Raw genomic sequence first — 12,378 nt, forward strand, 5'->3', positions numbered from 1 at the left:
GCCTTCAACGCGCCACCCAACCGAGGGTGCGCTGCGCCAGCACATCGCGTGCCGGGGTGAATAATTCCATCGTCATCAGCCCGATGTTGCGCCCGACAACCAACGGCGCCCAACGGTTGGCAAAAAGATGTACCAGACTGTCCGTGACGCCGATGGTTGCTTCGCGATCGCTCTGTCGACGCTGCTGATAACGGCACAATACGCCGTAATCACCAATGTCTTCTGCGCGCTCCTGCGCCTGGGTCAGGGTTTCCGCAAGGCTCATCACATCACGCATACCGAGGTTAAATCCTTGCCCGGCAATCGGGTGCAGGGTTTGCGCCGCATTGCCCACCAGCACGGTGCGATGGGTAATCGGTCTGGCGGCGCGGGTTAACGCCAGCGGATAAGCACTGCGTTTACCGGCGTGGGTAATTTGCCCCAGTCGCCAGCCAAAGGCTGACTGGAGTTCACGGCAAAACTTCTCGTCGCTCCACGCCAACACTTCTTCGCGCCGTTCCAGTGGATGACACCAGACCAGCGAACAGCGTCCTTCAGACATCGGCAACATCGCCAGTGGACCATGTTGCGTAAAGCGTTCAAAAGCGCGGCCTTCGTGCGCAACGGAAGTCGCAACGTTCGCAATCACAGCCAGTTGTTCGTAGGGCTCCTGCTGCCAGTCAACGCCACAGGTAGTAGCTAACGAGGAATGCGTACCGTCAGCCGCCACCAGCACGCGGCCCGTCAGCGTCTCGCCACTCTCCAGCGTCACTTCAACGTTAGCTGGGGTACGAACAACATTAGCAATGCGATCCGGGCAATGCAGCGTTACGCCAGGCGCTTTGCGCAACAGCGCAAACAGCCGTTGCCCGACATTGTGCAATTCGACAACCTGCCCCAGCGCCGCCAGTTGGTAATCTTCTGCGGCGAGGGTGACGAATCCGGCATGACCACGATCGCTGACATGCACGGTGGTGATGGCGGTTGCGCAATCAGCCAGAGATTGCCAGACACCGATGCGCGCCAGCTGCTGACAGGTGCCCGCCGCCAGCGCAATAGCCCGTCCATCAAAGCCCGGATGAGCATGAGACTCTGGCGCGGTCGCTTCAATCAAATGTACCGGCAGCGTCCCGTGACTTAACCGGGAAATAGCCAGCGCCAGCGTCGCGCCAGCCATGCCGCCACCGACGATGATTACGCTCATTGCTTTCTCGCAGCTGCCATCAATGCTTCGATTTCTTCCGGCTTTTTCACCACGCTGGCGGTGAGGTTTTCGTTGCCGTTTTCGGTAATCACAATGTCGTCTTCAATACGAATGCCGATACCGCGATATTGTTCTGGCACTTCTGCATCCGGCGCAATATACAGCCCTGGCTCTACGGTCAGTACCATGCCCGGTTCCAGAATGCGCGAGCGCTCCTGGCCATAAACGCCAACGTCATGGACATCCAGTCCTAACCAGTGGCTAAGGCCATGCATAAAGAAAGGACGATGTGCGTTCTGAGCGATCAGTTCATCAACATCACCTTTCAAGATGCCGAGTTTTACCAGGCCGCTAATCATGATGCGCACCACTTCACCGGTGACTTCCTGAATGGATGTTCCCGGACGATACAGGCGCAAGCTGGTTTCGAGAGATTCCAGCACAATGTCGTAGATTTCGCGCTGGGCCTGGGTGAATTTGCCATTGACCGGGAAGGTACGGGTGATATCGCCCGCGTAACCTTTATATTCACAACCTGCGTCAATCAACACCAGGTCGCCGTCGCGCAATTCACACTCGTTTTCGGTGTAATGAAGAATGCAGCCGTTTTCACCGCTGCCGACAATAGTGTTATAGGAAGGATAGCGCGCACCGTGGCGGTTGAATTCGTGGTGAATTTCGCCTTCTAGATGGTACTCGAACATCCCCGGACGACATTTTTCCATCGCCCGGGTATGCGCCAGTGCGCTGATTTCACCCGCGCGGCGAAGTACGGCAATCTCTTCCGGCGATTTGAACAGGCGCATTTCATGAACAATGGGACGCCAGTCGATCATCGTTGCTGGCGCGGTGAGATTTTGCCGCGAGCCTTTACGCAGTTTTTCCAGCGCACTATTCACGATTTCATCAGCATATGCATATTCGCCCTGGGCGTGGTAAACCACATCCAGACCATTAAGCAGTTGATAAAGTTGCTGATTAATTTCACTGAACGCCAGAGCGCGATCAACGCCCAGTTTCTCTGGCGCGGCATCCTGACCTAAACGACGGCCAAACCAGATCTCCGCCGTCAGGTCGCGCACGCGGTTAAACAAAACGCTGTGGTTATGAGTGTCATCGCTTTTAATCAGCACCAGCACCGCTTCCGGTTCATTAAAGCCGGTGAAGTACCAGAAGTCGCTGTTCTGACGATAGGGGTATTCGCTGTCGGCGCTTCGGGTCACTTCTGGTGCCGCAAAAATCAGCGCGGCGCTGCCGGGTTGCATTTGCTCCACCAGGGCCTGACGGCGGCGCTGAAATTCCTGCTGAGATATCTCACTCATAACACTCTCCTTACGTTTTTTGTTTTTAGTGTAGAGTCGGTTTTTGTACTTCTGGTGCGGTCGGTTGCGGATGAGTAAAGGTGTCATGGCATAACAGCGCAGCAACACGGACGTACTCGATGATCTCTTCAAGCGACATTTCCAGCTCTTCTTGATCTTCGTCTTCGTCGTAGCCCAGTTGCGCGATGTTACGCAGATCGTCAATGGCTTCACCAGTTTCGCCAGTCACTTTATCCAGCTTCGGCTGAGTGACGCCAAGACCGAGCAGGAAGTGATTTACCCAGCCTGCCAACGCATCAGCGCGATCGAAAACGCTGACGCCATCGCCATCAGGCAGATAAAGCTGAAAAAGGAAGCCGTCATCCTGCAAGGCATCACTGGTGGCAGAGTGCATTTTGCGCAATGCTTGGGCAAGTTCATGCCCGAAAGCCATACCTTCGTTCGTCAGGTCGTGAAGCAGCGGCAGCCAGGAGCTGTCATCATTACCGCCACATATCATCCCACTGATTAAACCATGCATCTCAGCAGGGGTCAGACCTGTCCCTTGTTGGTTCAGATACTGGTTCATTTCATTGTAACCAGGCATTTCGTTCTGTATTGACATAAGCATTCGGCATCAAAGGGAGGAAGATTCATGATATGCTATCACTTTGGACCCTGGTGGACCAGAAAAGGGCTTGTCTCATTGCACCAGGGTAGCTATAGTTTCGCCCCTTCGCAGACCAAAGGTCTGAAGGCGAAGGCAGCGCAGTCAATCAGCAGGAAGGTGGCATGTCTGCACAACCCGTCGATATCCAAATTTTTGGCCGTTCACTACGTGTGAACTGCCCGCCTGACCAAAGGGATGCGTTGAATCAGGCTGCGGACGATCTGAACCAACGGTTGCAAGATCTGAAAGAACGCACTAGAGTCACAAATACTGAACAGTTGGTTTTCATTGCCGCATTGAATATCAGCTACGAGTTAGCGCAAGAAAAAGCGAAGACTCGTGACTACGCGGCAAGTATGGAACAGCGTATTCGGATGCTGCAACAGACCATAGAACAAGCGTTACTTGAACAAGGTCGCATCACCGAAAAAACGAACCAAAACTTTGAATGACACTTTCCGGTTTACTGTGGTAGAGTAACCGTGAAGACAAAATTTCTCTGAGATGTTCGCAAGCGGGCCAGTCCCCTGAGCCGATATTTCATACCACAAGAATGTGGCGCTCCGTGGTTGGTGAGCATGCTCGGTCCGTCCGAGAAGCCTTAAAACTGCGACGACACATTCACCTTGAACCAAGGGTTCAAGGGTTACAGCCTGCGGCGGCATCTCGGAGATTCCCTTCTTATCTGGCACCAGCCATGACGCAACTACCAGAACTCCCACTGACATTATCCCGACAAGAAATCCGTAAAATGATTCGGCAGCGTCGTCGTGCGTTAACGCCGGAGCAACAACGTGAAATGGGCCAGCAGGCTGCCATGCGGATGATGAGTTATCCCCCTGTTGTGATGGCGCATACGGTCGCTGTATTCCTCTCTTTTGATGGCGAACTCGACACCCAGCCGCTCATAGAGCAACTCTGGCGCGCAGGTAAGCGCGTGTATCTTCCCGTTTTGCATCCCTTTAGTGCCGGTAATTTACTGTTCCTGAATTACCACCCTAAGAGTGAACTGGTGATGAACAGGTTGAAGATCCACGAGCCAAAACTGGACGTGCGTGACGTGCTACCCCTTTCCCGATTAGACGTCCTGATAACGCCGCTGGTCGCCTTTGATGAGTTCGGTCAACGGCTGGGAATGGGCGGTGGATTTTATGATCGGACATTGCAAAACTGGCAGCACTACAACATGCAGCCAGTAGGTTATGCCCATGATTGCCAGTTGGTGGAAAAACTCCCCGTAGAAGAATGGGACGTCCCGCTGCCTGCGGTGGTTACGCCATCGAAAATCTGGGAGTGGTGAGAGCGACGCGCCTGCATCGCCCTGATTGACATAGTTGATTCTTTAACCTAATTTAGTGAGTAAGGGTAAGGGAGGATTGCTCCTCCCCTGAGACTGACTGTTAATAAGCTGGGAAACTTATGAGTAACAGTACAATCAGTATGATGACAAGTCGCATCATAACCCTTCTCCTTTAAGCCCTCGCTTCGGTGAGGGCTTTACCGTTACAGCCCTGTGCTGCCCCGCCATCGTAAATCCTCTTTGAATAAACACAACGCATTGATCTGGCTTTAATTTATTTCTTCGAGCAGGCTCGCAAAGGCGATTACACAGCGATGCAAATGCCGTAATTAGCGCGGTAAAAGAGATAAAAAAACGGGCAAGTCAGTGACCTGCCCGTTGATTATCAGAGAAGGGGGATTAGTACAGCAGACGGGCGCGAACAGTACCCGGAATAGCTTTCATGGCCTGTAACGCTTTTTCAGCAACGTCTTCGTCAGCTTCAATATCAATAACGACGTAACCCATCTGGGCAGAAGTTTGCAGATATTGCGCGGCAATGTTGACGCCCTGCTCGGCAAATATTTTGTTCAGCGCAGTCAGCACGCCCGGACGGTTTTCGTGGATGTGCATCAGACGACGCCCACCGTGCAGTGGCAGAGAGACTTCCGGGAAGTTCACCGCAGAGAGCGTTGAGCCATTGTCAGAGTACTTGATTAATTTGCCCGCAACTTCCAGGCCGATATTCTCCTGTGCTTCCTGAGTCGAACCGCCAATGTGTGGCGTCAGCAGAACATTGTCGAATTCGCACAACGGAGAGGTAAATGGATCGCTGTTAGTCGCCGGTTCCGTCGGGAACACGTCGATTGCGGCCCCTGCCAGATGTTTGCTCGCCAGAGCGTCACACAGCGCCGGAATATCAACCACCGTTCCGCGCGAAGCGTTAATCAGTAGCGAGCCGGGCTTCATCAGCGAGATCTCTTTCGCGCCCATCATATTTTTGGTAGACGCATTCTCTGGCACATGCAGACTCACTACATCGCTCATATTCAGCAGGTCGGAAAGATGTTGCACCTGAGTGGCGTTGCCCAACGGCAGTTTGTTTTCAATATCATAGAAGTAAACATACATCCCCAGCGATTCCGCCAGAATGCCCAGTTGTGTACCAATATGACCATAACCAATAATGCCCAGCTTTTTGCCGCGCGCTTCAAAAGAACCTGCGGCCAGCTTGTTCCATACGCCACGGTGCGCTTTGGCGTTGGCTTCCGGCACTCCGCGTAATAGCAGCAGAAGTTCGCCAATCACCAGCTCAGCAACGGAACGCGTATTTGAAAACGGGGCATTAAATACCGGGATCCCGCGTTTTGCCGCAGCATTCAAATCAACCTGGTTGGTCCCAATGCAGAAACAGCCAATAGCGACCAGTTTTTCAGCAGCGTTGATCACGTCTTCGGTCAGATGGGTACGGGATCGCAAGCCGATGAAGTGGGCATCGCGGATGGATTCTTTTAATTGTTCATCATCCAGCGCGCCTTTGTGAAATTCGATGTTGGTATAACCTGCCGCACGAAGGCTTTCGAGCGCCTTTTGATGCACGCCTTCTACCAGCAGAAACTTAATCTTGTCTTTCTCCAGCGATACCTTTGCCATTTACCCAATCCTGTCTTTGAAATGTTGTGTGCGGATTTGCGTCCGCCTTTCAACATATCAAAAAATAATATTGCGGCAATATGAACGTTTGCGTCGCGATGTTGAGGAAATATCACGCAAAGGTATTTCTTGGATGAATATGCTGGTTTAGAGGATTTATTCAGAGCAATCGACAATAGCCTGGTAAAAACGTGACACATGTCACTAAATTTAATGAAGAGAATTTTTTTAACGGGGGAGGTTCCCCCGTCAGATCATTTCACAATGGTTTTGACACCGTCAGGTGTGCCAATCAGCGCAACGTCCGCGCCACGGTTAGCAAACAAGCCAACGGTCACCACGCCAGGAATCGCATTTATAGCGTTTTCCATCGCGATCGGGTCAAGGATTTCCATGCCATGGACGTCGAGGATCACGTTGCCATTATCGGTCACCACACCCTGACGGTATTCCGGACGACCGCCCAGTTTCACCAGCTGGCGCGCCACTGCACTACGTGCCATCGGAATAACTTCTACTGGCAGCGGGAATTTGCCCAGAATATCAACCTGCTTGGAAGCGTCTGCAATACAGATAAATTTTTCCGCAACCGAAGCAATGATTTTTTCACGGGTCAGAGCCGCGCCGCCGCCTTTGATCATTTGCATGTGGCCGTTGATTTCATCTGCGCCATCAACGTAGATGCCGAGGCTGTCTACTTCATTGAGATCAAAAACGTGAATGCCGAGGCTCTTCAGTTTTTCAGTGGATGCATCCGAGCTGGAAACTGCCCCTTCAATCTGATCTTTCATCGTGCCGAGCGCATCAATAAAGTGTGCGGCGGTGGAACCTGTACCTACGCCAACAATGGTACCGGGCTGAACATACTGAAGTGCCGCCCATCCTACTGCTTTTTTCAATTCATCCTGCGTCATGATCGTTTCGCCTGTGGTATGAAATTTCACACGCATTATATACAAAAAAAGCGACCCGGACCCCGTCAGCAAGTCGGCGACGCATTTATCCATGAAATAACAGGTAACACCGGACATCCTCTTTTGCCCTAGTAAGCCAGAGGCTTGATAATATGACGAATATGAATAATATCCATTGCGGGTTTCGCGCCTCACAAAGACTAAAAAAGCACGATAAAGCCAACCAAAATTTCCATTATGACTGCTTTTGCATACGTTAAATGCTCTGTACCCAAAGCAAAATTATGTCATAGTTCGGCATAAGAAAATTTGAGGAGCAGGTTAAAGCAATGAAACGCCCGGACTACAGGACATTACAGGCACTGGATGCGGTGATACGTGAACGAGGATTTGAGCGCGCGGCACAGAAATTGTGCATTACGCAATCAGCCGTCTCACAGCGCATTAAGCAGCTGGAAAATATGTTCGGGCAGCCGCTGTTGGTGCGAACGGTTCCCCCGCGCCCGACGGAACAAGGGCAAAAATTACTGGCACTGCTTCGCCAGGTCGAGCTGCTGGAAGAAGAGTGGCTGGGCGATGAACAAACCGGTTCCACCCCACTACTGCTCTCGCTGGCAGTCAACGCCGACAGTCTGGCAACCTGGTTGCTTCCGGCACTGGCTCCTGTACTGGCTGATTCACCTATTCGCCTGAACTTACAGGTGGAAGATGAAACTCGCACCCAGGAGCGTCTGCGTCGAGGTGAAGTGGTCGGCGCGGTGAGTATTCAACATCAGGCGCTGCCCAGTTGCCTGGTCGATAAACTTGGCGCGCTCGACTATCTGTTCGTCAGCTCCAAACCGTTTGCCGAGAAATACTTCCCCAACGGAGTAAGTCGTTCTGCGCTGCTCAAAGCACCAGTAGTCGCGTTTGACCATCTTGACGATATGCACCAGGCATTTTTGCAGCAAAACTTCGATCTGCCGCCTGGTAGCGTACCGTGCCATATCGTTAACTCGTCCGAAGCCTTCGTGCAGCTCGCTCGCCAGGGTACAACCTGCTGTATGATCCCACACCTGCAAATTGAAAAAGAATTGGCCAGCGGAGAGTTGATTGATCTGACGCCCGGGCTATTCCAACGGCGAATGCTCTACTGGCATCGCTTTGCCCCTGAAAGCCGCATGATGCGTAAAGTCACTGATGCTTTGCTCGACTATGGTCACAAAGTGCTTCGTCAGGATTAATCAATCAGTTAACGCCTGATAGCACATATCAGGCGTTTTTCTTTTTTTCTTTTTTATTCTTTGAATAACGTCACAAAACAGACAAATCTCACACGGCAAAAAACGACGCCCCATTCCATTTTTTTTGCTGGCGACAAACCCGTATAAAAAGCTCACCGTAAGCGCAAACACCCTCATTTTTATTGCGTTTTATGGAGCAAATAATGTCAAACGTGCAAGAGTGGCAACAGCTTGCCAACAAGGAGTTGAGCCGTCGGGAGAAAACCGTCGACTCACTGGTTCAGCAAACGGCGGAAGGGATCGCCATCAAGCCACTGTATACCGAAGCCGATCTCGACAATCTGGAAGTGACCGGTACCCTTCCTGGCTTGCCGCCTTACGTTCGTGGTCCCCGCGCCACCATGTATACCGCCCAACCGTGGACCATCCGTCAGTATGCCGGTTTCTCGACAGCCAAAGAGTCCAACGCTTTTTATCGCCGTAACCTGGCTGCCGGGCAAAAAGGTCTTTCCGTGGCGTTTGACCTTGCCACCCACCGTGGCTACGACTCCGATAACCCGCGCGTGGCGGGCGATGTTGGCAAAGCGGGCGTCGCTATCGACACCGTAGAAGATATGAAAGTGCTCTTCGACCAAATCCCGCTGGATAAAATGTCGGTTTCGATGACCATGAACGGCGCAGTCCTGCCAGTGCTGGCCTTTTATATCGTGGCGGCAGAAGAGCAAGGCGTTCCCCCCGATAAACTGACGGGTACAATTCAGAACGATATCCTCAAAGAGTACCTCTGCCGCAATACCTATATTTACCCACCGAAACCTTCTATGCGCATTATCGCTGACATTATCGCCTGGTGTTCCGGCAATATGCCGCGCTTCAATACCATTAGCATCAGCGGCTACCACATGGGCGAAGCCGGTGCGAACTGTGTGCAACAGGTGGCGTTTACTCTCGCCGATGGGATTGAGTACATCAAAGCAGCTCTCTCTGCTGGCTTAAAAATTGATGACTTCGCCCCGCGCCTGTCGTTCTTCTTTGGTATCGGCATGGACCTGTTTATGAACGTCGCCATGCTGCGCGCCGCACGCTATCTCTGGAGCGAAGCAGTAAGCGGGTTTGGTGCTAAAGATCCGAAATCGCTGGCGCTACGCACCCACTGTCAAACCTCCGGCTGGAGTCTCACCGAACAGGATCCGTATAACAACGTTATCCGCACCACCATTGAAGCGTTGGCAGCTACCCTTGGCGGAACCCAGTCGCTGCATACAAATGCCTTTGATGAAGCGCTTGGTTTGCCGACCGATTTTTCGGCACGTATTGCCCGTAACACCCAGATCATTATTCAGGAAGAGTCAGAACTCTGTCGCACCGTCGATCCGCTGGCCGGTTCTTATTACGTTGAGTCACTAACCGATCAGATCGTGAAACAGGCCAGAGCCATCATTGATCAGATCGACGAAGCCGGAGGCATGGCGAAGGCGATCGAAGCAGGTCTGCCAAAAAGGATGATCGAAGAAGCGTCTGCTCGTGAACAGTCGTTGATCGACCAGGGCAAACGCGTGATCGTCGGCGTCAACAAGTACAAACTGGATCACGAAGATGAAACTGATGTCCTTGAAATCGACAACGTGATGGTGCGTAACGAGCAAATTGCTTCGCTGGAACGCATTCGCGCCACCCGTGATGATGCCGCCGTAACCGCCGCGTTGAACGCTCTGACTCACGCTGCACAGCATAACGAAAACCTGCTGGCTGCCGCTGTTAATGCGGCTCGCGTTCGCGCGACGCTGGGTGAAATATCCGATGCGCTGGAAGCCGCTTTTGACCGTTATCTGGTACCGAGCCAGTGTGTTACCGGTGTCATTGCGCAAAGCTATCATCAGTCGGAAAAATCAGCCTTCGAGTTTGATGCCATTGTTGCGCAAACGGAGCTGTTCCTTGCCGACAATGGTCGTCGCCCGCGCATTCTGATCGCCAAAATGGGACAAGATGGACACGATCGCGGAGCGAAAGTCATTGCCAGCGCCTATTCCGATCTTGGTTTCGACGTTGATTTGAGTCCCATGTTCTCCACGCCGGAAGAGATCGCCCGCCTGGCAGTGGAAAACGACGTTCATGTGGTGGGCGCATCCTCGCTTGCAGCAGGACATAAAACGCTGATCCCGGAACTGGTTGAAGCCCTGAAAAAATGGGGGCGCGAAGATATTTGCGTGGTCGCCGGTGGCGTTATTCCGCCGCAAGATTATGCCTTCCTGCAAGAGCGTGGCGTGGCGGCGATTTATGGTCCTGGTACTCCCATGCTCGACAGCGTGCGTGATGTGCTGAACCGGATTAGCCAACATCATGATTAACGAAGCCACGCTGGCAGACAGCATTCGACGCCTACGTCTGGGTGAGCGAGCCACGCTCGCCCAGGCCATGACGCTGGTTGAGAGCCGTCACCCTCGCCATCAGGCACTCAGCACTCAACTGCTTGATGCCATCATGCCGTTTTGTGGTAACGCCCTGCGACTGGGCGTTACCGGCACGCCAGGAGCAGGAAAAAGTACCTTTCTTGAAGCCTTTGGCATGTTACTGATTCGCCAGGGGCTGAAAGTCGCGGTGATTGCCGTCGATCCCAGCAGTCCAGTAACCGGTGGCAGCATCCTTGGGGATAAGACTCGCATGACCGAACTGGCGCGTGCCGATGCAGCGTTTATTCGCCCGGTTCCGTCATCTGGTCACCTTGGCGGCGCCAGCCAGCGAGCGCGGGAGTTAATGCTGTTATGTGAAGCGGCGGGTTATGACGTGGTGATCGTTGAAACCGTCGGTGTCGGACAGTCAGAAACGGAAGTCGCCCGCATGGTGGACTGCTTTATCTCGCTGCAAATTGCCGGTGGTGGCGATGATCTCCAGGGCATTAAAAAGGGTTTGATGGAGATGGCGGATCTGATTGTCATCAACAAAGATGATGGTGATAACCACACCAATGTCGCCATTACCCGCCATATGTACGAAAGCGCTCTGCATATTTTGCGCCGCAAATATGACGAATGGCAGCCACAGGTCCTCACCTGTAGTGCACTGGAAAAATGCGGCATCGATGAAATTTGGCGCGCAATTATCGATTTCAAAACCGCACTGACTACCAGCGGTCGTTTACAACAGGTGCGGCAACAACAGTCGGTGGAATGGCTGCGTAAACAGACCGAAGAAGAGGTACTGCACCACCTGTTCACTAATAAAGATTTCGATCGCTATTACAGCCAAACGCTATTAGCGGTCAAAAATAATATGCTCTCGCCGCGCACAGGTTTGCGGCAGCTCAGTGATTTTATCCAGACTCAATATTTTAATTAAGGGAATTTTTATGTCTTATCAGTATGTTAATGTAGCCATCATCAACAAAGTGGCGGTCATTGAGTTTAACTATGCCCGCAAACTCAATGCGTTAAGTAAAGTCTTTATTGATGACCTTATTCAGGCATTAAACGATCTCAATCGTCCAGAAATCCGCTGCATCATTCTGCGCGCCCCAAGTGGTTCCAAAGTCTTTTCCGCAGGTCACGACATTCATGAGTTACCGTCAGGAGGTCGCGATCCGCTCTCTTACGATGATCCGCTACGTCAAATTACCCGCGTGATCCAAAAATGCCCTAAACCAGTAATTTCGATGGTCGAAGGTAGCGTCTGGGGTGGCGCATTTGAAATGATCATGAGCTCTGATCTGATCATCGCCGCCAGTACCTCTACCTTCTCAATGACGCCAGTCAACCTGGGCGTACCGTATAACCTGGTGGGGATCCACAACCTGACTCGCGACGCGGGCTTCCACATTGTCAAAGAGCTGATTTTTACCGCTTCGCCAATCACCGCCCAACGCGCGCTGGCTGTTGGCATTCTTAACCACGTTGTTGAGGCCGATGAACTTGAAGATTTCACCTTACAAACGGCTCACCACATTTCCGAAAAAGCACCGTTAGCCATTGCAGTAATCAAGGAAGAGCTGCGCGTGTTGGGTGAAGCGCACACTATGAATTCAGATGAATTTGAGCGTATTCAAGGGATGCGCCGGGCGGTTTATGACAGCGAAGATTATCAGGAAGGTATGAACGCCTTCCTGGAAAAACGTAAACCTAATTTCGTCGGTCATTAATGATCCACGAACTAAGGAGCAAA

12 protein-coding genes and 1 other RNA gene are annotated in these 12,378 nt (G+C 52.2%); 7 read left to right on the plus strand and 6 right to left on the minus strand.

All coding sequences use genetic code 11. The features are described from left to right. Positions 1–4: 4 nt before the first annotated feature. Genes ubiH through ygfB form a run of 3 tightly spaced genes read right to left on the minus strand, consistent with a single transcriptional unit; the run spans position 5 to position 3,109 of the window. Positions 5–1,183, minus strand: coding sequence for a 2-octaprenyl-6-methoxyphenyl hydroxylase (ubiH, locus tag FEK66_RS14125; RefSeq protein ID WP_135495031.1), 1,179 nt, complete (start codon positions 1,181–1,183; stop codon positions 5–7). Then, positions 1,180–2,505: a Xaa-Pro aminopeptidase gene (pepP, locus tag FEK66_RS14130; protein WP_135495032.1), complete on the minus strand. Its 1,326-nt coding sequence runs from the start codon at positions 2,503–2,505 to the stop codon at positions 1,180–1,182. The genes ubiH and pepP overlap by 4 nt, the downstream gene beginning before the upstream one ends. Before the next feature lie 25 nt (positions 2,506–2,530). Next, the gene (gene ygfB, locus FEK66_RS14135) at positions 2,531–3,109 is read right to left on the minus strand and encodes a UPF0149 family protein YgfB (protein ID WP_135383206.1); all 579 of its coding nucleotides are present in this window, start codon (positions 3,107–3,109) and stop codon (positions 2,531–2,533) included. A 167-nt stretch (positions 3,110–3,276) separates the two neighbouring features. Between ygfB and zapA the strand changes: the two genes are divergently transcribed. From zapA to FEK66_RS14150, 3 genes are all read left to right on the plus strand, one after another. Beyond that, a complete protein-coding gene (gene zapA / locus FEK66_RS14140; protein WP_001276008.1) occupies positions 3,277–3,606 on the plus strand; it encodes a cell division protein ZapA in 330 nt (109 codons plus the stop codon). Between the two features lie 41 nt (positions 3,607–3,647). Continuing rightward, positions 3,648–3,831: non-coding RNA, 6S RNA (ssrS, locus tag FEK66_RS14145), on the plus strand. 20 nt (positions 3,832–3,851) lie between these two features. Then, positions 3,852–4,454 carry a 5-formyltetrahydrofolate cyclo-ligase gene (locus tag FEK66_RS14150; protein WP_130207850.1) on the plus strand — a complete coding sequence of 201 codons (603 nt, stop codon included), beginning with the start codon at positions 3,852–3,854 and terminating at the stop codon, positions 4,452–4,454. Positions 4,455–4,554: 100 nt separating this feature from the next. On the opposite strand, the gene ibsC is transcribed toward FEK66_RS14150, so the two are convergent. From ibsC to rpiA, 3 genes are all read right to left on the minus strand, one after another. Continuing rightward, positions 4,555–4,614, minus strand: coding sequence for a type I toxin-antitoxin system toxin IbsC (gene ibsC / locus FEK66_RS14155; protein WP_071525914.1), 60 nt, complete (start codon positions 4,612–4,614; stop codon positions 4,555–4,557). A gap of 239 nt (positions 4,615–4,853) precedes the next feature. Beyond that, the gene (gene serA / locus FEK66_RS14160; protein WP_130217979.1) at positions 4,854–6,086 is read right to left on the minus strand and encodes a phosphoglycerate dehydrogenase; all 1,233 of its coding nucleotides are present in this window, start codon (positions 6,084–6,086) and stop codon (positions 4,854–4,856) included. A 254-nt stretch (positions 6,087–6,340) separates the two neighbouring features. Continuing rightward, positions 6,341–7,000 carry a ribose-5-phosphate isomerase RpiA gene (gene rpiA / locus FEK66_RS14165; protein ID WP_130207853.1) on the minus strand — a complete coding sequence of 220 codons (660 nt, stop codon included), beginning with the start codon at positions 6,998–7,000 and terminating at the stop codon, positions 6,341–6,343. 329 nt (positions 7,001–7,329) lie between these two features. On the opposite strand from rpiA, the gene argP reads away from it, so the two are divergent. The 4 genes from argP to scpB all read left to right on the plus strand — a co-directional run bounded on the left by argP (position 7,330) and on the right by scpB (position 12,355). After that, entirely contained in the window at positions 7,330–8,223 is an 894-nt protein-coding gene (gene argP / locus FEK66_RS14170) for a DNA-binding transcriptional regulator ArgP (protein WP_000828349.1), read from the plus strand. Positions 8,224–8,426: 203 nt separating this feature from the next. Next, positions 8,427–10,571 carry a methylmalonyl-CoA mutase gene (scpA, locus tag FEK66_RS14175; protein WP_130207855.1) on the plus strand — a complete coding sequence of 715 codons (2,145 nt, stop codon included), beginning with the start codon at positions 8,427–8,429 and terminating at the stop codon, positions 10,569–10,571. Beyond that, positions 10,564–11,559 carry a methylmalonyl Co-A mutase-associated GTPase MeaB gene (gene meaB, locus FEK66_RS14180; protein WP_131161975.1) on the plus strand — a complete coding sequence of 332 codons (996 nt, stop codon included), beginning with the start codon at positions 10,564–10,566 and terminating at the stop codon, positions 11,557–11,559. Before scpA ends, meaB begins: the two co-directional genes overlap by 8 nt. 10 nt (positions 11,560–11,569) lie before the next feature. After that, positions 11,570–12,355, plus strand: a complete 786-nt coding sequence (scpB, locus tag FEK66_RS14185) for a methylmalonyl-CoA decarboxylase (protein ID WP_130207859.1) — start codon at positions 11,570–11,572, stop codon at positions 12,353–12,355. Positions 12,356–12,378 lie beyond the last annotated feature (23 nt).

The organism is Escherichia sp. E1130 (genome assembly GCF_005781065.1).
GTDB lineage: Bacteria > Pseudomonadota > Gammaproteobacteria > Enterobacterales > Enterobacteriaceae > Escherichia.